The 22,328-nt window shown below is 69.7% G+C and carries 21 protein-coding genes; 4 read left to right on the forward strand and 17 right to left on the reverse strand.

From position 1 onward, the window contains the following. The 6 genes from ACPU2J_RS07320 to ACPU2J_RS07345 all read right to left on the reverse strand — a co-directional run bounded on the left by ACPU2J_RS07320 (nt 1) and on the right by ACPU2J_RS07345 (nt 6,392). Entirely contained in the window at nt 1-969 is a 969-nt protein-coding gene (locus tag ACPU2J_RS07320; RefSeq protein ID WP_361601329.1) for a helix-turn-helix transcriptional regulator, read from the reverse strand. Nucleotides 970-1,072: 103 nt separating this feature from the next. Next, on the reverse strand, nt 1,073-2,029 hold the full coding sequence (locus tag ACPU2J_RS07325) for a helix-turn-helix transcriptional regulator (protein ID WP_361601326.1): 957 nt from the start codon (nt 2,027-2,029) through the stop codon (nt 1,073-1,075). A gap of 123 nt (nt 2,030-2,152) precedes the next feature. Further along, a complete protein-coding gene (locus ACPU2J_RS07330) occupies nt 2,153-2,530 on the reverse strand; it encodes an FKBP-type peptidyl-prolyl cis-trans isomerase (protein WP_389078308.1) in 378 nt (125 codons plus the stop codon). 40 nt (nt 2,531-2,570) lie between these two features. Beyond that, a complete protein-coding gene (locus ACPU2J_RS07335; protein ID WP_423832975.1) occupies nt 2,571-3,512 on the reverse strand; it encodes an FKBP-type peptidyl-prolyl cis-trans isomerase in 942 nt (313 codons plus the stop codon). Between the two features lie 114 nt (nt 3,513-3,626). Continuing rightward, the gene (pafA, locus tag ACPU2J_RS07340; protein WP_073920416.1) at nt 3,627-4,988 is read right to left on the reverse strand and encodes a Pup--protein ligase; all 1,362 of its coding nucleotides are present in this window, start codon (nt 4,986-4,988) and stop codon (nt 3,627-3,629) included. Between the two features lie 138 nt (nt 4,989-5,126). Further along, nucleotides 5,127-6,392 (reverse strand): MFS transporter, encoded by a 1,266-nt coding sequence (locus tag ACPU2J_RS07345; RefSeq protein WP_420081304.1) that lies wholly within the window; start codon nt 6,390-6,392, stop codon nt 5,127-5,129. A 135-nt stretch (nt 6,393-6,527) separates the two neighbouring features. Between ACPU2J_RS07345 and ACPU2J_RS07350 the strand changes: the two genes are divergently transcribed. Then, on the forward strand, nt 6,528-7,526 hold the full coding sequence (locus tag ACPU2J_RS07350; protein WP_420081303.1) for a LacI family DNA-binding transcriptional regulator: 999 nt from the start codon (nt 6,528-6,530) through the stop codon (nt 7,524-7,526). 88 nt (nt 7,527-7,614) lie between these two features. Here ACPU2J_RS07350 and prcA read toward each other — a convergent pair whose 3' ends face one another. The 6 genes from prcA to arc form a co-directional block, all read right to left on the reverse strand. After that, entirely contained in the window at nt 7,615-8,379 is a 765-nt protein-coding gene (gene prcA / locus ACPU2J_RS07355) for a proteasome subunit alpha (RefSeq protein WP_030655938.1), read from the reverse strand. 44 nt (nt 8,380-8,423) lie between these two features. Next, nucleotides 8,424-9,263, reverse strand: a complete 840-nt coding sequence (prcB, locus tag ACPU2J_RS07360) for a proteasome subunit beta (RefSeq protein WP_420081302.1) — start codon at nt 9,261-9,263, stop codon at nt 8,424-8,426. Further along, complete coding sequence (locus tag ACPU2J_RS07365; protein WP_423832976.1) at nt 9,215-9,484, reverse strand: endonuclease VII domain-containing protein; 270 nt, start codon at nt 9,482-9,484, stop codon at nt 9,215-9,217. The genes prcB and ACPU2J_RS07365 overlap by 49 nt, the downstream gene beginning before the upstream one ends. 271 nt (nt 9,485-9,755) lie before the next feature. Continuing rightward, nucleotides 9,756-9,968, reverse strand: coding sequence for a ubiquitin-like protein Pup (locus ACPU2J_RS07370; RefSeq protein WP_030016348.1), 213 nt, complete (start codon nt 9,966-9,968; stop codon nt 9,756-9,758). 172 nt (nt 9,969-10,140) lie between these two features. After that, the gene (dop, locus tag ACPU2J_RS07375; protein ID WP_365083258.1) at nt 10,141-11,652 is read right to left on the reverse strand and encodes a depupylase/deamidase Dop; all 1,512 of its coding nucleotides are present in this window, start codon (nt 11,650-11,652) and stop codon (nt 10,141-10,143) included. Between the two features lie 262 nt (nt 11,653-11,914). Then, entirely contained in the window at nt 11,915-13,681 is a 1,767-nt protein-coding gene (arc, locus tag ACPU2J_RS07380; RefSeq protein WP_361601300.1) for a proteasome ATPase, read from the reverse strand. Between the two features lie 264 nt (nt 13,682-13,945). Between arc and ACPU2J_RS07385 the strand changes: the two genes are divergently transcribed. Then, a complete protein-coding gene (locus tag ACPU2J_RS07385) occupies nt 13,946-14,266 on the forward strand; it encodes a ferredoxin (protein WP_361601297.1) in 321 nt (106 codons plus the stop codon). A gap of 4 nt (nt 14,267-14,270) precedes the next feature. Here the strand turns inward: ACPU2J_RS07385 and ACPU2J_RS07390 are convergent, their stop codons facing one another. From ACPU2J_RS07390 to ACPU2J_RS07400, 3 genes are all read right to left on the reverse strand, one after another. Beyond that, the gene (locus ACPU2J_RS07390) at nt 14,271-14,864 is read right to left on the reverse strand and encodes a hypothetical protein (protein ID WP_389078333.1); all 594 of its coding nucleotides are present in this window, start codon (nt 14,862-14,864) and stop codon (nt 14,271-14,273) included. Between the two features lie 179 nt (nt 14,865-15,043). Continuing rightward, the gene (locus ACPU2J_RS07395; RefSeq protein ID WP_361601294.1) at nt 15,044-15,940 is read right to left on the reverse strand and encodes a tRNA (adenine-N1)-methyltransferase; all 897 of its coding nucleotides are present in this window, start codon (nt 15,938-15,940) and stop codon (nt 15,044-15,046) included. A gap of 18 nt (nt 15,941-15,958) precedes the next feature. Next, nucleotides 15,959-17,326, reverse strand: coding sequence for a site-2 protease family protein (locus ACPU2J_RS07400; protein WP_420081300.1), 1,368 nt, complete (start codon nt 17,324-17,326; stop codon nt 15,959-15,961). On the opposite strand from ACPU2J_RS07400, the gene ACPU2J_RS07405 reads away from it, so the two are divergent. Continuing rightward, nucleotides 17,325-18,224: a RecB family exonuclease gene (locus tag ACPU2J_RS07405; protein ID WP_389078298.1), complete on the forward strand. Its 900-nt coding sequence runs from the start codon at nt 17,325-17,327 to the stop codon at nt 18,222-18,224. The genes ACPU2J_RS07400 and ACPU2J_RS07405 overlap by 2 nt on opposite strands. 68 nt (nt 18,225-18,292) lie before the next feature. Further along, the gene (locus ACPU2J_RS07410) at nt 18,293-18,964 is read left to right on the forward strand and encodes a response regulator transcription factor (protein ID WP_361601289.1); all 672 of its coding nucleotides are present in this window, start codon (nt 18,293-18,295) and stop codon (nt 18,962-18,964) included. Nucleotides 18,965-19,046: 82 nt separating this feature from the next. Here the strand turns inward: ACPU2J_RS07410 and ACPU2J_RS07415 are convergent, their stop codons facing one another. Both ACPU2J_RS07415 and ACPU2J_RS07420 read right to left on the reverse strand, forming a co-directional pair. Further along, nucleotides 19,047-20,630, reverse strand: coding sequence for an ABC transporter substrate-binding protein (locus ACPU2J_RS07415; RefSeq protein WP_361601286.1), 1,584 nt, complete (start codon nt 20,628-20,630; stop codon nt 19,047-19,049). 71 nt (nt 20,631-20,701) lie between these two features. Then, complete coding sequence (locus ACPU2J_RS07420; protein WP_423832977.1) at nt 20,702-22,306, reverse strand: ABC transporter substrate-binding protein; 1,605 nt, start codon at nt 22,304-22,306, stop codon at nt 20,702-20,704. Nucleotides 22,307-22,328: the final 22 nt, after the last annotated feature.

Genomic DNA, 22,328 nt, shown 5'->3' on the forward strand with positions numbered 1-22,328 from the left:
TCAGACCTGTTCCCCGTACCCCGCGAGGGCCTCCCGCGCGGCGTTGCGCGCACTGTCCGCCAGCGCTGCGGGGGCCACGATCCGCCCCTCACGGCCCAGCCGCAGGGCGAGCCGGCGCAGCGATCCCGGGTCCGGGCTGCGCAGGGTGATCCGCAGACCGCCCTCCGCGAGCTCCTCGGCGCTGTCGTGCGGGTAGTACTCGGCGACCCAGCGGCCGCCCGGCCCCACCTCGACCACGACCTCCGGGTCCTCGGCGGAGGGCTGGACCAGCCCGACCGACAGGTCCCGCGGCTCGATGGCCGGGGGCTCCGCCCGCTCGTCCAGCAGCCGGATCTCCGCGACCCGGTCGAGCCGGAAGGTGCGGCGCGCCTCGGAGAGGTGGCACCAGCCCTCCAGGTAGGTGTGTCCCACGGCGAACAGCCGGATCGGGTCGACCTCGCGCTCGGTGAGCTCGTCCCGGGCGGGCGAGTAGTAGCGCAGCCACAGCCTGCGGCGCTCGGCGATGGCCCGGTCGACGTCCGCGAAGACGCCGCCCTCGGACTCGAAGGTCACCGACAGCCGGGAGCTGGCCCCCGCCGCCTCGCCGGCGGCCGCCTCCAGCTTCGCGGTCGCCCGCAGCAGGGCGTCGCGGTCGCTCTCGCGCAGACCGGGCAGGGTGGCCACGGCGCGCGCCGCGACCAGCAGCGCGGTCGCCTCGTCGGCGGCCAACCGCAGCGGCTCGGCGGTGGACTCGCCCGAGGCGTCGGGGTTGCGCCACCAGATGCGCTCCCCGTCGGTGTCGATGTCGAGCAGGTCCCCGCCCCGGAAGCTGGTCCCGCACATGGGCAGCACGTCGAGGTCGGAGATCAGCTCGTCCTCGGTGATGCCGAAGGCACGGGCGACGTCGGCGACGTGCGCACCGGGGCGCTCGCGCAGGTAGGTCACCAGGGACAGCATCCGGCGGGTCTGGTCGATGGCGTTGGCGGCCATGCTGGTACGTCTCCCCCTCAGGGCACGTCTGTGGATGTCGCGGTTCGGAAGAAAGGGCGCGGCGGCGGACCGGCCGCGCCGGAGGCGGTTCCCGGCGGGGCCGTCAGGCCCCGGCCACGGCCCGCAGCCGGTCGACCACGTCCGCCCGGAGGTCGGAGGGCCCGACCACGACGACGTCGGGACCGAATTCGACGAGCCAGGCGTCCAGCCCGTGCCCGTAGGGGATCTCCAGCTCGTCCCAGCCGTCCGCCCCCTCGCGGACCGCGGTGGCCCTGGCCCGCAGCGGGTAGCCCGCCCCGGCCCGCAGGCGGATCAGGGCGGAACGGTCCCCGCCCTCCCCCGCCCAGCCGGCCACGGTCTCCCGCACGGTCACCACGTCGGGGACCTCCGCGGTGTACTTCGCCGCCCGGGAGCGGACCTTCCCGGTGATCCGCGACAGCCGGAACACCCGCTCCGCCCCGCGGTCGCGGTCGTAGCCGGCCAGGTACCAGTGCCCGCGCCAGCACTCCAGCGCCCACGGCTCCACCTGCCGGGTCTCGGGCCGGGCCGCGGTGGACTTGCGGTAGTCGAAGACCACCGGGCGGCGGTCCCGGCAGGCCAGCATCAGCGGCTCGAAGGCCGCCTCGTGGACGGGGATGCGCGGCTCGATGGCGCTGCCCTGGGAGCCGTAGGCGTCCTCCGCCTCCGGCATCCCGCCGGCGCGCAGCTTCTGCAGGGCGCCGCTGGCGGCGCCGGCGAGCCGGGCCTGCTGCCAGACCTTCGCGGCGAGTCCCAGGGCCGCGGCCTCCTCGGCGTCCAGCGAGACGGGGGGCAGCCGGTTGCTGTCGCGGCGGGCCAGATAGCCGGTCTCGCCCTCCAGGTTCTCCACCGTCTCGATGACCAGGCCCAGTTCGCGCAGGTCGTCCTTGTCCCGCTCGAACATGCGGTTGAAGGACTCGTCGTTGCCGGCCTCCATGTACGCCTCGATGGAGCCGCGCAACTCGCGCTTGCTCAGCGGCCGGCGCGTCCCCAGCAGACACAGCGCCAGATTCATCAGCCGCTCGGCCTTGGCAATCGCCATGGACGCCCTTCCCCCCGTTCTCGACACACACTCGTGACCGTTGACCGTACCGTCCCGGCGGTCCCGGACAAAAGCGAGGGCCCCCGCCTCGGGCGGGGGCCCTCCACACACGACTGCCCGGGGTCAGGCGGCCATCAGGTCGCACACGAAGATCAGCGTCTCGCCCGGGGCGATCGCGCCGCCCGCGCCGCGGTCGCCGTAGGCGAGGTGGGCCGGGATCGTCAGCTTGCGACGGCCGCCGACCTTCATGCCCTGGACGCCCTGGTCCCAGCCGGCGATGACCTGGCCGACACCCAGCTGGAACTGCAGCGCGGAGCCGCGGTTCCAGGAAGCGTCGAACTCCTCGCCGGTGGAGAACGCCACGCCCACGTAGTGGACGGAGACGCGGGAACCGGCCTTGGCCTCGGCGCCGTCACCCAGCCAGATGTCCTCGATGACCAGGTCGGTCGGGGCCGGGCCCTCGGGGAAGTCGATCTCGGGCTTCTCGAGCTTGTCGCTCACGGAACTGCTCCTCAAAACTGATGGGACTACCGGGACAGTCTTACATCACGGCGAGGATGTCGAGGCTGAAGACCAGCGTCGAATTGGCCGGGATGGTGCCCTGCTCCTTGTCGCCGAAGCCCATGTCCGGCGGGATCACCAGCAGGACGCGGCTGCCGGCCTTCTTGCCGACGAGGCCGTCCTTCAGCCCCTTGACGGAGAGCTGCTCCAGCGGCCAGGTCACCGTCTGGTCCGAGGTGTAGGTGCTCTCGAACGTCTTGTCGTCCTTCCACGTCTTGCCGTTGAACTTGACGGTGACGGTGTTGGTGTCCTTCACCTCCGGCCCGTCGCCCTCGATGACGTAGTTCGAGACCAGCTTGGCCGGCGGGGTGACGTCCTTCGGGACGGTCACGGAGACTTCCTTGCCGTCCGTGTTCGTGCCGACCTTGGGCAGGTCCTTGTTGTCCTGGGCGACTTCCTTGCCCGCGGCCGAGGCCGGGACCGTGGTGCCCTTGACGATGTCCACGACGAAGACGAGCGTGGCGTTCGGCTGGATCTTCGGCGGCGAGCCCTGGGCGCCGTAACCGAGGTCCGGCGGAATCACCAGCTCCACGCGACTGCCGACCTTCTGGCCCTCCAGGCCCTGGTCCCAGCCCTTGATGACGGCGCCCGCGCCGATCGTCACGTCGAACGGCTTGCCCTTGCCGAAGCTCTGGTCGAACGGCTCCTTGCCGTCCCAGACCTGGCCGTAGTAGTTGACCTGGGCGATGTCGCCCTTCTTCAGCGCCGGGCCGGTGCCCTCGCTGACGGTCACCACCTTCAGCTCCTTGGGCGGCTCGCCCTTCCCCGTCGACAGGGTGGGCGTCTGCCCGAACTCGGCGCCCTTGGTGATGGCGGGCGCCCCGTTCTTCATCTGGGCGGAGTCGGAGCCGCTGTCATCGCCACACGCCGCTGTCGACAGCAGCAGAAGGGGTACGACAAGCAGGCCGGCAAGTCGGCGCACGTGTTCCTCAGATCTCAGACGGCAAGGTGGTCGCCCGCCACTCTAAGCCGTGCGAAGGGCCCCGCACGAGAAACGTACGGGGCCCTTCACAGAGTGCGATGTCACACACCAGGCCTACATGCCTGCGATCAGCTTCTCCACCCGGTCGTCCACCGAACGGAACGGGTCCTTGCACAGCACCGTCCGCTGCGCCTGGTCATTGAGCTTCAGGTGCACCCAGTCGACGGTGAAGTCCCGCCGCTGCTCCTGCGCCCGCCGGATGAAGTCGCCGCGCAGCCGCGCCCTCGTCGTCTGCGGGGGCACCGACTTGCCCTCGAAGATCTTGAGGTCGTTGCAGATCCGCGCCGCCTGCCCCTTCCGCTCCAGCAGGTAGTACAGCCCCCGCCGGCGGTGGATGTCGTGGTAGGCGAGGTCTATCTGCGCCACCCGCGGATTCGACATGGTCATGTTGTGCTTGGCCCGGTACCGCTCGATCAGCTGGTACTTCATGACCCAGTCGATCTCGGTCCCGATCCGGTCCAGGTCCTCCGCCTCGATCGCGTCCAGCGTGCGGCCCCACAGCTCCAGCACCTGGTCCACGACACCCGTACGGATGCCCCGGCGCTCGGCGAAGTCCACCGCCTTGTCGTAGTACTCCCGCTGGATCTCCAGCGCCGACGCCTCCCGGCCGCTCGCCAGGCGCACCTTGCGCTGGCCCGTGATGTCGTGGCTCACCTCGCGGATCGCCCGGATCGGGTTCTCCAGGGTGAGGTCGCGCATCACCGTGCCCGCCTCGATCATCCGCAGCACCAGGTCGGTCGCCCCGACCTTCAGCAGCATCGTCGTCTCCGACATGTTCGAGTCGCCCACGATCACGTGCAGCCGGCGGTACCGCTCCGCGTCCGCGTGCGGCTCGTCGCGCGTGTTGATGATCGGACGCGAACGGGTCGTCGCGGAACTGACGCCCTCCCAGATGTGCTCGGCCCGCTGGCTCACGCAGTACACCGCACCCCGCGGCGTCTGCAGCACCTTGCCCGCGCCGCAGATCAGCTGACGCGTGACGAGGAACGGAATGAGAATGTCCGCCAGACGGGAGAATTCCCCGTGCCGGGCCACCAGGTAGTTCTCGTGGCAGCCGTACGAGTTGCCCGCCGAGTCGGTGTTGTTCTTGAAGAGATAGACGTCGCCCGCGATTCCCTCCTCGTGCAGGCGGCGTTCGGCGTCGACGAGCAGTCCTTCGAGAATGCGCTCGCCGGCCTTGTCGTGGGTGACCAACTCGGTCACGTTGTCGCATTCGGGAGTTGCATATTCCGGATGCGAACCCACGTCCAGATACAGACGGGCACCGTTCCGCAGGAAGACGTTGCTGCTGCGGCCCCATGACACGACACGGCGGAAGAGGTAGCGCGCCACTTCGTCAGGAGACAGTCGGCGCTGTCCCCTGAACGTGCACGTGACGCCGTACTCGTTCTCCAGCCCGAAAATGCGGCGGTCCATGACTGAACATTACGCCTTCTGCCCTCTTCTGAAACCGGGTTCGCCTGCCCGGTTCGATCAGTTCCCCTCGGCGGACCCCCACATGCCGGGCGGACGGCGGCCGGACACCCCGGCGCGCCGCACCGCCGCGGCCCCGCCTCACTGCGCCGACCGGGCCTCCCCCGCGCCCTCGCGGACCCCGTCCGAAACCTCCCCGGACCCGGCCGCCACCGGCGCGGCCACGTGCCCGGCGGCCGACAGCGCCCGCTGAGTCAGCATCAGGACCACCAGCGCCGCGACACCTCCGGCACACGCCACGCCGAACCCCGCGGCGGCACCGCCCAGCTCCACCGCCGGACCCGCCGCGGCCGTACCGATGGCCGCCCCCACGCCGAAGAACGTCACCAGCCACGAGAACGCCTCCGTCACCGTGCCCGTCGGCGCGTGCCGGTCCACCACGATGAACGCGCACGCCAGCGACGGAGCCAGGAACACACCCGCCAGCGCCGACAGGGCCGCCATCGCCACCGGCCCCGGAACCAGCAGCAACGGCAGGTAACAGACCGCCAGCAGCGCCACCAGCACCCGCAGCCGGCCCTCGGCCGAACCGGGCCACGGCCGCGAACCGTAGAAGACACCGCCCACCAGGGCACCCAGCCCCAGGGCCGCCATCAGCCAGCCGTACACCGACTGCCCGCCGTGGTCGTCCGCGTACGCCACCGCGGCCACCGTGATCGACCCCAGCGCCATGCCCACGAAGAAGAACGCACCCAGCAGCGCCAGCAGCCCCCGCGAACGCAGGGCACCCAGCCAGTGCGCCTCACGCGGCTCCGAACGCCACTTCCGCGACGGCTCGCTCACCACGACCGACAGCGCACCCAGCACGCCGACCGCGTTCAGCGCCAGCAGCGCCCCCGCCGGCGACCACACCGCCACGAACAGCGTCACCAGCAGCGGACCGACCGTGAACATGATCTCCTGGGCCACCGCGTCCATCGCGTACGCCGCGTGCACCTTCTCCTCGCGGCCTCCGAGGACGCCCGGCCACAGCGCCCGCAGCCCGCCCTCCAGCGGCGGCGTGAAGAGCCCGGCCACCACCACCGCGGTGTACGCCGCCGGCGCCGATCCGGTCCCGGCGAACGCCAGCCACACCATGCCCAGCGCGGACAGCACCGCCGCGGGCAGCTGCACCCGCGGCTGCCCGAACAGGTCCACGGCCCGGCCCAGCAGCGGCTGGCCCAGCGCGTTCGCCAGCCCGTACGCCGCCGCCAGCGCGCCCGCCAGGCTGTAGCTGCCGCCCTCCGCCCGCGTGAACAGCACGATCGCGATCGGCGCGGTGGCATTGGGCAGCCGGCCTGTCAGCGTGCCCACCAGCAGCCTCGCGGCGTGCCGGGTCCCCAGCAGCTCCGCGTATCCCGCGGCCATCACAGCCCCCTTCTGCCCGGATCCAGCCGGGGTAATACGTATAACGTCAGGAGTCATACGTACCATGGCCGCAGTCGGCGGGTCCACCCCGCGAACCGCACGACCACCCCCGACCTCGCACGACAGGAGCCCCGTGTGACGAGACCCACCAGCCGCGACGTCGCCACCGCCGCCGGGGTCTCCCAGGCCACCGTGTCCCTCGTCCTCGGCGACAAGTGGACCGGCCGCGTCTCCCCGCGCACCGCCGACCTCGTCCGCGAGACCGCCGCCCGGCTCGGCTACCGCCCCAACCTCGCCGCCCGCAACCTCCGCCTCGGCTCCACCCGCACCGCCCTCCTCGTCGTCCCCGCCCTCACCAACGAGTTCTTCGCCCGCGTCTACACCGGCGCCGCCCGCGTCGCCGCCGCACACGGCTTCGGCGTCGTCCTCTACCCCTCCCCCGACGGCACCGGCCCCGCCCGCGACCCCTTCGCCTCCGCCCGCGCCGCCCTCGACGGCGTCATCGCCTCCTCCATGGCCGCCGACGCCCTCCACGCCATCGGCGGCGACACCCTCCCCCTCGTCATGCTCGACAGCGACCCCGCAGCCGGAGCCGCCTCGGCCCACGTCAACCTCGCCATGGCCGACGGCATGCGCCAGGTCACCGAACACCTCCTCGCCCTCGGCCACCGACGCTTCCTCCACCTCGCCCCCGACGTCGACTCCTGGACCTTCGACACCCGCGCCGACGCCCTCAGCGCCCTCCTCGGCCCCGGCCGCGCACTGCGCACCGTCCGGGCGCCCCTCACCGTCGACGGCGCCCGCACGGCCATGGAGGCCGCCCTCGCGGCCCCCGAGGACCGCCCCACCGCCATCGTCTGCGACGACGACATCCTCGCCGCCGGCGCCTGCAAGGCCGCCCGCCGCCTCGGCCTGCGCGTCCCCGAGGACCTCTCCGTCACCGGCTTCGACGACCTCGCCCTCGCCACCGCCGTCGACCCCGAGCTCACCACCGTCCACCTCCCCGCCGAACGCGTCGGCGAACAGGGCATGACCGCCCTCCTCGCCGTCCTCGACGGCACCCCCTGGACCGCCCCCGACATCCCCGTCCACCTCGTCGTCCGCGACTCCTGCGGCCCCGCCCCCGCCCCCTGACCGGACAGCGCCCCGCCCGGACACGACGAAGCCCCGGCCACCCCCGAAGGGGCGGCCGGGGCCGCGTCCTCACACCCTGCCCGGCGTCCTACTCGGCGTCGTCCTCCGGCGCCTCGTCATTGGACACCGCGTCCGCCTGCGCGGCCGCCGGCACGTCCGCCTCCAGCAGCCGGGACAGCTGCCGGCCCCGGATCCGCTTGAACTTGCGCTGCTGCGACCGGGTCCGGTCCAGCACCGCCACCTCCAGCCGCTCCGCCGGGATCGCCTTGTCGGCACCGTTCGCCTGACTGGACAGCGCCGCCACCGCCAGCTTCAACGCCTCGGACAGCGTCATCCCGTCCTGGTGACGCTGGTCCAGATAGGTGCTGATCTGCTCGGCGTTGCCGCCGACCGCGACCGAGCCGTGCTCGTCCACGATCGAACCGTCGTGCGGCAGCCGGTAGATCTGGTCACCGGCCGCCGTGGCACCGACCTCGGCCACCACCAGCTCCACCTCGTACGGCTTCTCGCCGGCCGAGGAGAAGATCGTGCCGAGGGTCTGCGCGTACACGTTCGCCAGCCCACGGGCCGTCACGTCGTCGCGGTCGTAGGTGTACCCCCGCAGATCCGCGTAACGCACACCGCCGATCCGCAGGTTCTCGTACTCGTTGTACTTGCCGGCGGCCGCGAAGCCGATCCGGTCGTAGATCTCGCTGAACTTGTGCAGCGCGCGGGACGGGTTCTCGCCGACGAACACGATGCCGTCGGCATACTGCAGCACGACGAGGCTGCGACCGCGGGCGATGCCCTTGCGGGCGTATTCCGCCCGGTCGGCCATGGCCTGCTGGGGTGACACATAGAACGGAGTCGACACCGGTATCCGTCCCTTTCTACTGGGCTCCTGGAGGGCTGATCGGATCAGAGCAGGGCGGCGCGCGGGCCGTCCGGCTCCTGGAGACGGCGGTCGGTGACCTTGCGGGCGAGCTCCTGGGACTCGCCCTCGGTCAGCCGCCGGAAGCCCTCGTCGGTGATGACGGTGACGATGGGGAAGATCTTGCGGTACAGGTCCGGGCCACCGGTCGCCGAGTCGTCGTCGGCGGCGTCGTACAGCGCCTGCACGACCAGCGTGGTGGCCTGATCCTCCGTCAGGTCGGGGCGGTAGAGCTTCTTCATGGAACCGCGGGCGAAGATGGAGCCCGAGCCCGTCGCCGCGTAGCCGTGCTCCTCGGAACGGCCGCCGGTGACGTCGTAGGAGAAGATGCGCCCCTTCTCCTTGCTCTCGTCGTAGCCCGCGAAGAGCGGCACCACGGCCAGGCCCTGCATGGCCATGCCGAGGTTGCTGCGGATCATCGTCGAGAGCCGGTTGGCCTTGCCCTCCAGGGAGAGCGTCGCCCCCTCCACCTTCTCGAAGTGCTCCAGCTCCAGCTGGAACAGCTTCACCATCTCCACGGCGAGGCCGGCCGTACCGGCGATGCCGACGGCGGAGTACTCGTCCGCCGGGAACACCTTCTCGATGTCCCGCTGCGCGATCATGTTCCCCATGGTGGCCCGCCGGTCACCGGCGAGCACGACCCCTCCGGGGAAGGTGGCGGCGACGATGGTCGTCCCGTGCGGGGCCTCGACGACCCCCTCGGGCAGCTGCCGCTTCCCCGGCAGCATCTCCGGCGCGTGCGCGCCCAGGAAGTCCATGAAGGACGACGACCCCGGCGTCAGGAAGGCTGCCGGTAGACGCCCTGTGCTACGAGTGTTGGGTTCCACAGGTTTCCTTCCACGTAAGCGGCTGCACGCCTCATGACGTCCGGCCGATCCTTGAACTGCCCCAGGGCTGCGTTACAGCTGAAGCACAGTACGCCTCGGACCTTACCCGTCTGATGATCGTGATCCACATGCTCTGCCGGGCCTTCTTGGCAGATCACGCAGACCCCGCCCTGAGCAACGAGCTGGCCCATCCCTCCGGGGTGGTTCCATTCGCTTCCCATTCGGAATGCGGCTTGATCTCCTCACACTGAGGACATCGTTTGTGGCCTGACGGCACGGCCACCTTCACCCGCACCGTCCGCCCTTGCGCTTCCTGGCGGGCTTTGCAGTACTCCGCCCAGCACGTGCGGCAGTACGCCTGTAAGCCGTCGGCGTTGGAGCGGTTGCTCGCGTATTCCGCCCGCGGCCTGTCCTGCTTACAGCGCGAACACCGCTTCGTACCCTCGGACAACCACCCAACCACCGAACCTTCGATTCGAAGGTCAAACGGCCCTACTGGCCACCCTTCTGCACGAAGGACCGCACGAAGTCCTCAGCATTCTCCTCGAGTACATCGTCAATCTCGTCAAGTACGGAGTCGACGTCGTCGGAGAGCTTTTCCTGGCGCTCCTTGAGGTCGGTCGATTCCTCGACCGCCGCCTCCTCGACCTCCTCGGTCGAGCGCGTCGCCTTCTGCTGTCCGCCGCCGGTGTCCTTGGTCGCCATGTCTACCTCACCCCGCTCGGTTCGCACGCTCATGTCGAGAGACCCCGGGATTCGGGATCTCTCAAGATCAGACCCTACGTCGGACCCTATAGGGAGGGTCCGACATTCGTCCCCGTACTTTCGCAGTCCGGTTCTCCTCATGATTCCCGGACAGCCGGCATTTCAGCCGCGTTCACTGCCCCGAAAGCACCCGCACCAGGTCCTCCGCCGTGCGGCAGCGGTCCAGGAGCTCCTTGACGTGGTTGCGGGTCCCCCGCAGGGGCTCCAGCGTCGGGACGCGCTGGAGCGAGTCCCGGCCCGGGAGGTCGAAGATCACCGAGTCCCAGGAGGCCGCCGCCACGTCGTCCGCGTACTGCTCCAGGCAGCGGCCGCGGAAGTAGGCCCTGGTGTCCTCCGGGGGCTTGCTCTGAGCCCGCTCCACCGCGGTCTCGTCCACCAGCCGCTTCATCTTGCCGCGGGCCACCAGGCGGTTGTACAGGCCCTTCTCGGGCCGTACGTCCGAGTACTGGAGGTCCACCAGGTGCAGCCGCGCCGCGTCCCAGTCGAGGCCGTCCCGGCGGCGGTAGCCCTCCAGGATCTCCCGCTTCGCGATCCAGTCCAGCTCCCCCGAAAGGCTCATCGGGTCGCTCTCCAGCCGGCCCAGCACGTCCTCCCAGCGGGCCAGCACGTCCTTGGTCTGCTCGTCGGCGTCGGAGCCGAAACGCTCGTCCACGTACTTCCTGGCCAGCTCGAAGTACTCCATCTGGAGCTGCACCGCAGTCAGTGTCCGGCCGCTGCGCAGCGTGATCAGGTAGCTCAGCCCGGGGTCGTGGGAGACGTGGTGGAGGGTGCGTACGGGCTGGTCGACGGCCAGGTCGACGCTGATGAACCCGTCCTCGATCATGGACAGGACGAGCGCCGTCGTGCCGAGCTTGAGGTAGGTGGAGATCTCGGACAGGTTGGCGTCGCCGATGATCACGTGGAGCCGGCGGTACTTCTCGGCGTCCGAGTGGGGTTCGTCGCGGGTGTTGATGATGGGGCGCTTGAGGGTGGTCTCCAGGCCGACCTCGACCTCGAAGTAGTCCGCGCGCTGGCTGATCTGGAAGCCGTGCTCGCGGCCGTCCTGGCCGATGCCGACGCGTCCGGCGCCGGTGACGACCTGGCGGGAGACGAAGAAGGGAGTCAGGTGGCGCACGATGTCCGAGAAGGGGGTCTCCCGCTTCATCAGGTAGTTCTCGTGCGTGCCGTAGGAGGCGCCCTTGTTGTCGGTGTTGTTCTTGTAGAGGTGGATCGGCTGGGCGCCGGGGAGCTGGGCGGCGCGTACGGCCGCCTCGGCCATGATCCGTTCGCCGGCCTTGTCCCAGAGGACGGCGTCCAGGGGGTTGGTGATCTCCGGGGAGCTGTACTCGGGGTGCGCGTGGTCGACGTAGAGCCGGGCACCGTTGGTGAGGATGACATTGGCGAGGCCGATGTCCTCGTCGGTGAGCTGACTGCTGTCGGCGGCCTCGCGGGCGAGGTCGAAGCCGCGGGCGTCCCGCAGCGGGTTCTCCTCCTCGAAGTCCCAGCGGGCGCGTCGCGCCCGGTGCATCGCCGCCGCGTAGGCGTTGACGATCTGGGACGAGGTGAGCATGGCATTGGCGTTCGGGTGACCGGGGACGGAGATCCCGTACTCCGTCTCGATCCCCATTACTCGCCGTACGGTCATGCGGCCCTCCTTGCCCGGCGGCGCCCCCCTCCGGGGGCGGCGCTCAAGTACCGCTGGTGCTCCGGTGCGTGTGACTGTGCGGTGCCCGTCCCCGCACTGCGCGTCCGGCGGTACGGAAGAGCCTAGAACCACTGCGCGCTCGTGGGGAGATCATTTCCGTCATTGAATCTGCCCTGTCACCGGCTGAAAAGCGGCCGGTTAAGCGGTGGGGTAAAGCAGGCGGCTGCGGATGCCCGGGGAGGGCATCCGCAGCCGCTCCGCCTCAGAGGTACTGACCGGTGTTCGCCACCGTGTCGATGGAGCGTCCGGTGTCCGCGCCCTGCTTTCCGGTGACGAGGGTGCGGATGAATACGATCCGCTCGCCCTTCTTTCCGGAGATTCGGGCCCAGTCGTCCGGGTTGGTGGTGTTGGGCAGGTCCTCGTTCTCCTTGAACTCGTCCACGCACGCCTGGAGGAGGTGGGAGACCCGGAGGCCCTTCTGGTTGTGCTCGAGGAAGGCCTTGATGGCCATCTTCTTCGCACGGTCGACGATGTTCTGGATCATCGCGCCCGAGTTGAAGTCCTTGAAGTAGAGGACTTCCTTGTCGCCGTTGGCGTACGTGACCTCGAGGAAGCGGTTCTCCTCGGTTTCGGCGTACATCTGCTCGACGACGGTCTGGATCATGCTGTGGACGGTGCCGGCCGTGGAGCCCTGGTGTTCGGACAGGTCGTCCGTGTGCAGGGGCAGCGAGGCCTTGAGGTACTTCGCGAAGATGTCCTTCGCGGCCTCGGCGTCCGGACGCTCGATCTTGATCTTCACGTCGAGGCGGCCGGGGCGCAGGATGGCCGGGTCGATCATGTCCTCGCGGTTGGAGGCGCCGATGACGATGACGTTCTCCAGGCCCTCGACGCCGTCGATCTCGGCGAGGAGCTGCGGGACGATGGTGTTCTCGACGTCCGAGCTGACTCCGGATCCGCGGGTGCGGAAGAGGGATTCCATCTCGTCGAAGAAGACGATGACGGGGGTCCCCTCGCTCGCCTTCTCGCGTGCGCGCTGGAAGACGAGGCGGATGTGGCGCTCGGTTTCGCCGACGTACTTGTTGAGGAGCTCGGGTCCCTTGATGTTCAGGAAGTACGACTTCCCCTGGGCCTGTCCGGTCACCTCGGCGACCTTCTTGGCAAGGGAGTTGGCGACGGCCTTGGCGATGAGCGTCTTGCCGCAGCCGGGCGGGCCGTAGAGCAGGATGCCCTTCGGGGGCCGCAGTTCGTGTTCCTTGAACAGGTCGGGGTAGAGGTACGGGAGCTCGACCGCGTCGCGGATCAGCTCGATCTGGTCGCCCAGGCCGCCGATCTTGTCGTAGTCGATGTCGGGGACCTCTTCGAGGACGAGGTCCTCGACCTCGCTCTTGGGGACGACCTCGTAGACGTAGCCGGAGCGGGGTTCGAGCAGGAGGGCGTCGCCGGGGCGGATGGTGATGTCCAGGAGCGGCTCGGCGAGCCTCACCACCCTCTCCTCGTCGGTGTGCCCGACGACCAGGGCGCGCTCGCCGTCCTCGAGGATCTCCTTGAGGGTGACGATGTCCCCGGCCCGCTCGAATTCCATGGCCTCGACCACGTTGAGGGCCTCGTTGAGCATGACCTCCTGGCCGCGCCGGAGGTCTTCCGGGTCGACGCTGGGGCTGACGTTCACGCGGAGCTTTCGGCCTCCGGTGAAGATGTCGACGGTGCCGTCCTCGTTCGACTGCAGGAAGACACCGAAGCCGGCCGGCGGCTGTGCGAGCCGGTCGACTTCCTCCTTGAGGGCCACGATCTGATCGCGGGCCTCACGGAGGGTATTCGCGAGTCGTTCGTTCTGTGCGGAGACGCCGGCCAGATTTGTCTGGAGCTCGACGATCCGCTCTTCGAGAATCCTCGTGTGTCGCGGAGAGTCGGCGAGCTTTCGTCGCAGGACGGCGATTTCCTGCTCGAGATAGGCAACCTGACCGGCGGGGTCCTCGGACCCTCGCGCGGGCCGGATGCCGCGGTTGATGTCGTCGTCGTGGGCTGCCACGGTCCTCACCTCCTCCAAGGGGAGCTGGACGCTTCCTGACCCTACCTGGGCTGGTGGTGATTGAAACCCCTAGATCACAAAGACGATAGGGGTGTGTCCGATCTTCACCCTTGCGTACTCCCTCACGCCAAGGAAATACCCACCCATCAAACTCGGGAAGCAGCCGGTTGTAAGGTCGAAGTGTTCAACACCCGTCAGGGCCCGCGCGACTTGCTTCGGGTCGTGACCGGGATGGATCACTCACCGCAGGGAACGGCAGGAGATATGAGCGTGCAGCAGGAGGCTCCGACGGGTGGCGCCGATGGGGCCGGCGAGCCGCTTGAGGTCTGGATCGACCAGGACCTCTGCACCGGGGACGGCATCTGTGCGCAGTACGCGCCGGAGGTGTTCGAGCTGGACATCGACGGTCTGGCGTACGTGAAGAGCGCGGACGACGAGCTGCTGCAGGACGTGGGGGCGACCACTCCGGTTCCCTTGACGCTGCTGCAGGACGTGGTCGACTCGGCGAAGGAGTGCCCGGGTGACTGCATTCACGTAAGGCGCGTTTCGGACAGGGTGGAGGTATACGGCCCGGACGCGGAGTGACGGTTCAAACACTCCTGGCGGCCGAGTCCGTAAGCTCCTGGCGGAATTTTCCGTCGGTCCAGCGCCACTTGGCGAGCTGGGTCTTGTCGGGGCAGCAGCGGGGTACGTCGGGGCCCGAGTAGCCGAGCAGGGTGGCGGAGACGGTCCGGTCGCTCACGGTGAGTTCCGTGGCGCTCTGGCGCTGGGGGGTGTCCAGGAGGGTGGCGACGACGCGGGCGCCCGCGGGGTCGGTGCGGTCCTGGGTGAGGACGTAGATCGCGTGCGGCGGGGTGCCGGATCCGGCCTGGCAGCGGACGGCCGCGACGGTTTCGGGGCGGCCGTCGCCGTCGAGGTCGCCCTGGGCGCTGGCGGTGACGGCGCGGGGGGCGCCCTTGCAGTCGAGGGGGTAGGCGGCGGCCGCGGGGTCGGGAGCGGCGGCCTGGGGGCCCGGGGCGGCGGCGGTGCCGGTGGTGGCCGCGGGGGTGCCGGTGGCCGGCTGGACGAGTCCCGCGGTGGCTATGACGGCTGCCATGGCGGTGGCCGTGGCGAGCCAGTGGAGGGTCTTGGTCCGGGTGTGGTCCAGGTCCGTGTTCGGTGCCGGCGCGGCGGGGCTGTGCAGCACGCGGGGTGTCTCCTGTGCGACGGGTGACGGGGAGCCAGCATCGTGCCACACCTCACACGGGGGTGGAACGGGCGGGTCCGGGGCCGTTGCGGGGCAACGAAAAGGCGCTGCGGCGCAGTTCCCGGGTGGTCGGGGGAACTGCGCCGCAGCGCCGTGGTGTTGGGTGGGCCCGGGGCTCAGGCGGAGCGGTCGCTGCCGGGGCCCTCGTAGTCCTCGCCGTAGGCGCCCTTGGCGGGGCGGCGGCGGCGCATCGGGGGTTCGACGCCGTCCGCGAGGCGGCGGGCGGTGACGAGGAAGCCGGTGTGGCCGATCATCCGGTGGTCCGGGCGGACGGCGAGGCCTTCGACGTGCCAGTTGCGGATCATCGATTCCCAGGGCTGCGGTTCGGCGAAGCAGCCGATCTCGCGGATGGACTCGACGGTCTTGGACAGCTGGGTGGTGGTGGCCACGTAGCAGCAGAGGATGCCGCCGGGGACGAGGGCCTTGGAGACGGCCTCGAGGCATTCCCAGGGGGCGAGCATGTCGAGGATGACCCGGTCGACGTCGGTGTCGGAGAGGTTGTCCTGGAGGTCGCCGACGGTGAGCTGCCAGGCCGGGTGGGGGCCGCCGAAGTAACGTTCCACGTTGGCGGTGGCGATCTCGGCGAAGTCCTGGCGGCGCTCGTAGCTGTGGAGCATGCCCTGGTCGCCGATGGCGCGCAGCAGGAAGCTGCTCAGGGAGCCGGAGCCCACGCCCGCTTCCACGACGCGTGCGCCGGGGAAGATGTCGGCGAAGGCCAGGATCTGGCCCGCGTCCTTGGGGTAGACCACGGCGGCGCCGCGGGGCATGGACAGGACGTAGTCGGGGAGCAGGGGGCGCAGCGCGAGGTAGGCGACGTTCCCCGTGGTACGGACAACACTGCCTTCGGGAGCGCCGATCAGCTCGTCGTGGGGGAAGGAACCCTTGTGGGTGTGGAAATTCTTCCCGGCTTCGAGCGTGAACGTGTAGTGGCGGCCCTTGGGGTCGGTGAGCTGAACCTGGTCCCCGACCTTGAAGGGCCCGCGTCGGCGGGCGGCACCGGTCGGTTCGGACATGTGACCAGTGTATTGGCTTCAGGACCGGGGCCGTGCCATGGCCTTCACGAAGGCGGTCTCGACGTCGAGGGTGGACAGGACGCCGTAGACGGCTCCGCCGGGTTCGAGGACGAGGTACTCGGTGGCGGGGGTGGCGCGGAGGTGGTCGAGGAGTTCTTCGCCGGTGAGGTCCGCGGAAACCTTCATGCCGTCGGTGAGGTCCTGGGCGAGGGTGCTGACGGCGACCCAGGGGCGGCGGTGTTCGGGGACGGAGGCGATGGCGCTTTCGCGGACGATGGCGACGGGGTCGCCGTGGCCGTCGACGACGACGAGGGCGCGGGCTCCGGCTTCGTTGGCGCGGCGGAGGGCCTCGGAGAGGGGGGTGGCGTTCTCGACGGGGATGGCGCGGCGGGTGAGGGTGCGGGCGCGGAGTTCGGGGAGGTGTTCGCGCAGGCGGGCCATGCGCAGGCTGTTGCCGGCTCCGGTCCAGATGATGGCGGCGAGGATCGCGGCGAGGAGGGCGTCCATGACGGTGTCCATGCCGCCGATCTCTTCGGTGCGGTTGCCGAGGAGTCCGGTGTGGGTGAGCAGGGGCAGGCCGAGGAGGACGGCGACGGCGAGGGCGCGGCCGACCCAGGCGGCGGCGATGGTGCCGGTCATGGGTTTGCCGGTGATGCCCCAGATGACGGCGCGGAGCATGCGGCCGCCGTCGAGGGGGAGGCCGGGGAGGAGGTTGAAGAAGGCGACGAGGAGGTTCGAGATCATCAGGCCGGCGAGGAGGACGCCGGGGACGGTGGCCGGGTCGACGGCTTTCATGCCGAGGTAGAAGGCTCCGGCGAGGAGGAGGGAGAGGAGGGGGCCGACGAAGGCGAGGACGAATTCGCGGCCGGGTGTCTCGGACTCCTTCTCGATCTCGGAGACGCCGCCGAAGAACTGGAGCTGGATGCGGCGGACGGGGAGTTTGAAGCGGAGGGCGGCGACGGTGTGGGCGAGTTCGTGGACGAGTACGGAGGCGTAGAAGGCGACGGCGAAGAAGAGGGAGACCAGGTAGCGGACGGGGCCGAGGTCGGGGAGGACGCGGTCGAGCTGGTCGCCGAAGACCCAGGTGATGAGGGCGGCGACGAGGAACCAGCTGGGCGAGACGTAGACGGGTACGCCGAAGGGGCGGCCCATGAGGAGTCCGCCGCCCGGTCCTGAGCGGCGGTTTCCGCGCTCGCCGGTTTGGTCGGTGTCTGCCACGGCTGTCCTTCGTTCGGTGCTGGTGGTTCGTGTGGGGTGTGCGTCGCGTTCGGTGGTGGGGGGCGCTGTGCTGTGGCGCCGGGTGATGCTCCGATCATGCAGTGCGAGGGGGCTTGGCGTCGATGGTATGCGCGTGCTGTCCGTGGCGGGTCGTAGGGTTTTGTGCATGACGATGACCCCTGGGGCCGAGCCGGGTGCGGCCGTGCCTGCCGTGCCGGCCGCCGTGGCGCCTTCTTCGCTCTCTCCTTCCCGGGCGAGCGATTTCATGCAGTGCCCTTTGCTGTACCGGTTCCGGGTGATCGACCGGCTGCCGGAGAAGCCGAGTGCGGCGGCGACGCGGGGGACGCTGGTGCACGCGGTGCTGGAGCGGCTCTTCGACGATCCCGCGCAGGAGCGGACGGCTCCGCGGGCGAAGGCGCTGGTTCCGGGGCAGTGGGACCGGTTGCTGGAGTCGAAGCCGGAGCTGACGGAGCTGTTCCCGCCGGGGGACGAGGGGGCGGGGCTGGCGCGGTGGCTGACGGAGGCGGAGGCGCTGGTCGAGCGGTGGTTCACGCTGGAGGACCCGACGCGGCTGGAGCCGGTGGAGCGGGAGTTCTTCGTGGAGACGGAGCTGGAGTCGGGCTTGCGTCTGCGGGGGATCATCGACCGGGTGGACGTGGCGCCGACGGGTGAGGTGCGGATCGTCGACTACAAGACGGGGAAGGCGCCGCGGCCGGAGTACGCGGAGGGTGCGCTGTTCCAGATGAAGTTCTACGCGCTGGTGGTGTGGCGGCTGAAGCAGGTCGTGCCGCGGCGGTTGCAGCTGGTGTACCTGGGCAGTGGGGACGTGCTGACGTACGACCCGGTGGTGGCGGATCTGGAGCGGGTGGAGCGCAAGCTGCTCGCGCTGTGGGAGGCGATCCGGGAGGCGACGCTGACGGGTGAGTGGCGGCCGCGGCCGACGAAGCTGTGCGGCTGGTGTGATCACCAGGCGGTGTGTCCGGAGTTCGGTGGTACTCCCCCGGTGTATCCGCTGCCGGTGGTGCCGCGGCCGGCCGGGGAGCCCGGGCTGCCGCCGGGGGCGTGAGTCCTTGATCGTCGGGCCAGGGCAGAATGGGCGGTCCGACGAATCGCGACGAATACGAGGTATCCCCCGTGGCCATCCGCGTCCTTCTGGTCGACGACCAGCCACTGCTGCGCACGGGCTTCCGGATGATCCTGGAGGCGGAGGGGGACCTGGCGGTGGTCGGCGAGGCCGGGGACGGTCTGCAGGCGCTGGACCAGGTGCGGGCGCTGCAGCCGGACGTGGTGCTGATGGACATCCGGATGCCACGGATGGACGGGGTGGAGGCGACCCGGCAGATCACGGGTCCGGGCCGGGACGGTCCGGCGAAGGTGCTGGTGCTGACCACGTTCGATCTGGACGAGTACGTGGTGGAGGCGTTGCGGGCGGGGGCGAGCGGGTTCCTGCTGAAGGACGCGCCGGCCGCCGAGCTGGTGCAGGCGATCCGGGTGGTGGCGGCGGGCGAGGCGATGCTGGCTCCGAGCATCACGCGGCGGCTGCTGGACAAGTACGCGGGGCACCTGCCGTCGGGTGAGGAGTCCCTGCCGGACACGCTGGGGACGCTGACGGAGCGCGAGGTCGAGGTGCTGCGGCTGGTGGCGCGGGGGCTGTCGAACGCGGAGATCGCGGCGGACCTGTTCGTGAGCGAGACGACGGTGAAGACGCATGTGGGTCACGTGCTGACGAAGCTGGGTCTGCGGGACCGGGTGCAGGCCGCGGTGTACGCGTACGAGAGCGGTCTGGTGCGGCCGGGGGCCCAGTAGGGCCGCAGGTACGGCGGAGGGGCACCCCGCGGCGGTCGCCGCGGGGTGCCCCTCTTTCCGCTGTTTCCGGTGCGGTGCCGGCTCAGCCCTTGCTGATCTCCCAGAAGCGGAAGACGGTGGAGGCGTCGAGGGACCACTGCAGGCCGGTGACGTTCTGGCGGGTGACGGCGTACTGCTTGCCCTGCCAGAGCGGGATGAGCGGGAGCTCGTCCGCGACGATGTCCTGGAGGCGGTTGTAGTCCGTGTTGGCCGCGGTGCGGTCGGACTTGGCGGAGGTCGACGGGATGATGGTCCCGGTGATCTCCTTGTTGTCGTAGTTGTTGTTCAGGACGTTGCCCGGGCCGAAGAACGGCTGGGTGAAGTTGTCGGCGTCCGGGTAGTCGGGGACCCAGCCCTTGACGTAGATGCCGTACTTGCCGGCCTGGATGTCCTTCTCGTACTGCTCGTACTCGACGGACTTGACGTCGGCCTCGAAGAGTCCGCTGTCGTTGAGCTGCTTGGCGATGATCTCGAACTGCTGGTCGGTGGAGGGACCGTAGCGGGACGGGGTCGAGTAGAGGGTGACCTTGACCTTGCCGTTGATGTTGGCGGCCTTGAGGACGGCCTTGGCCTTCTCGGGCTGCGGGGTGCCGCCGTAGCGGTCGAAGAACGGCGTGGTGTGGCCGGCGATGCCGGTCGGGACGATGGAGTACAGGGCGGTGGCGGTGCCCTGGTAGACGTCCTTGACGAGCGCTTCGCGGTCGATGAGGTAGGCGATGGCCTTGCGGACGGGGAGCTTGCCGACGACCGGGTCGTTCACGTTGAAGACCATGTGCTCGACCTCGGCGCCGGTGCCCTGGACGACGTCGATCTTGTCGTCGCCGGTCTTGCTGGAGGCGAGGGCGGCGATGTCCTTGGCGGCGAGGCCGCGGAAGGCGAAGTCGACGTCTCCGCTTTCGAGGACGGTCTTGAGACCGGCCTGGTCGCCGTTGAAGAACTTCAGCGTGACGCCGGTGTTCTTGGGCTTGGCCTTGCCGGTGTAGGACTCGTTGACGGAGAAGGTGGCGCTCTTCTCGCCGAAGGAGTCCAGCTTGTAGACGCCGGAGCCGATGGCCTTGTTGTCGGTGCGCAGCTTGTCGGCCGGGTATTCGCGGTGGTCGACGATGGAGCCGGCACCCGACGCGATCTTGCTGGGGAAGGTGGCGTCGGAGGTCTTGAGGCGGAAGACGATCGTCTGCTCGTCGGGGGCGTCGATGCCGGCGATCGACGAGAGCATGACGGCGGGGCCGTTCTCGTCGTTGATCTTCAGGGTGCGCTCGAAGGAGAACTTGACGTCCTTGGAGGTCAGCTTGTTGCCGTTGCTGAACTTCAGGTCGGTCCGCAGGGTGCACTTGAAGAGCTTGCTGTCGGCGCCCTCGAACGCGCAGGACTGGGCGGCGTCCGGCTCGGGGGCGATGCCGCCCTTGGGGAAGCTCAGCAGCGACTGGTAGACGTTGTTGAAGAGCAGCCAGGAGCCCGGGTCGTAGCCGGATGCCGGGTCGGTGGACTTCACCTTGTCGGATATGCCCATGACCACGCCCTTGCCGCTGCCGGCATTGGAGCCATCGGTCGAACCGCAACCGCTGAGCAGCGCGGCGGCGGTGGCTGCGCCGAGCGGGGCCGCCAGCCACTGGTTACGTCGATTCACGCGAACGTCCTTCACAGTCGAACTGTTTCGTTGCTCCGGCCCGCGACATCCGCTGCCGGTCTCTGCCTTTCTCAGCCGCTCACACCGCGGCCGAGCTCCCACAGCTGGAGGTCGGAGATGGCGTTGACCGACCACTCCACTCCGGTGATCCCGTCGCGTGCGGCGACGTACTGCTTGCCCTGCCACAGGGGCAGGACGGGCACGTCCTCGGCGACGATGTCCTGTATCTCCGCGATCGCGGGGGCGGCGACGCTGCGGTCGGCCGCCCGCCGGGATTCGGGGAGGAGCCTGGTGCGCACCGTGCTGTTGGCGTACGGGGTGCCCAGGAAGTTGTCCTGCTCCAGGAACGGGGCGAGGAAGTTGTCGGCGTCCGGGTAGTCGGGGAACCAGCCGAGCCCGTAGGCGGCGTGGTCGCCCTTCTTCTGGGTGGGGCGGAAGCTGTTCCACTCGCTGCCCTGGACGGTGATGTCGAAGAGCTGGGTGGAGTTGAGCTGGGCCTTGAGGGCCTCGAACTCGGCCGCCGTGCCGTCGCCGTAGTGGTCGTTGGTGTAGTGCAGGGTCAGCTTGACCGGGGTCTTGATCCCGGCGTCCTTCAGCAGCGCGGCGGCCTTGGCGGTGTTGGCCTCGCCGTACTTGTTGTAGAAGGAGTTGACGTGGCCGGTCACCGAGGTGGGGACCAGCGAGTAGAGCGGCTGCGCGGACTTGCCGTAGACCTTGGAGATGAGGGACCCGCGGTCGACGGCGGCGGCCAGGGCCTGGCGTACGGCCTTGTCCTTGACGACGGGGGCGTCGGTGTTGAAGCCGAGGTAGCGGATCTCCAGGCCGGGCATCGGGACGAGCTTGACGCCCTTGGGCGGGTTCGCGCTGAGGTCGGTGATCTGGGCGGGCGACAGGGTGCGGGAGACCATGTGGATCTTCCCGTCGGTGAGCGCCTTGCCCATGGTCTCGGAGTCGTCGAAGGTGCGCAGTTCGACCTTGTCGTTCTGCAGCTTGATGTCGCCCTTGTAGTGGGGGTTCTTGCTGAAGACGGCGCGGACGAGGTGGTTGTCCTTGGCTTCGGCCTTCATCGTGTAGGGGCCGGATCCGTCGACGGTGAAGCCCTCGCGGAGCTTCTTGGCGTCGTAGTTCTTCGCGCTGACGATGCCCGCGGCGGGGGTGGAGAGCTTGTACGGGAAGGTCGCGTCGGCGGTCTTCAGGTGGAAGACGACGGTGTCGGTGCCCTTGACCTCGACGTTGTCGAGGGTGGAGAGCAGCGAGGAGGGGCCGTTCTCGTCCTTGATGGCGAGGACGCGGTCGATGGAGAACTTCACGTCCTTGGCGGTGAGCGGCTCGCCGTCGGCGAACTTCAGGCCGGGGCGGAGGGTGCAGCGGTAGCTCTCGTTGCCGGTGTCGGTGAAGCGGCATCCGGAGGCCGCTTCGGGGACGGGCTGGCCGCCGCCGCGGGGGGTGCGCATGAGCGTCTGGACGGTCTGGCGCAGGACGTTCCAGGCGCCGGCGTCGTAGGCGTACGCGGGGTCGAACGGGGCGGGAGCGAAGTCTGCGGCCTCGAACCGGTCGGTGGTCCCGACGACGATCGCTCCGGATCCTGCTCCTCCGCCGGTCGCGCTGCCGCATGCGGTCAGCGTCGGGGCGAGCAGTCCGGCCGCGGCCGTCAGCACCATGGTCTTGCGGTTCATGCTGGAAGTACTCCCTGTAACC

Source organism: Streptomyces manipurensis (assembly GCF_049570255.1).
GTDB lineage: Bacteria > Actinomycetota > Actinomycetes > Streptomycetales > Streptomycetaceae > Streptomyces > Streptomyces manipurensis.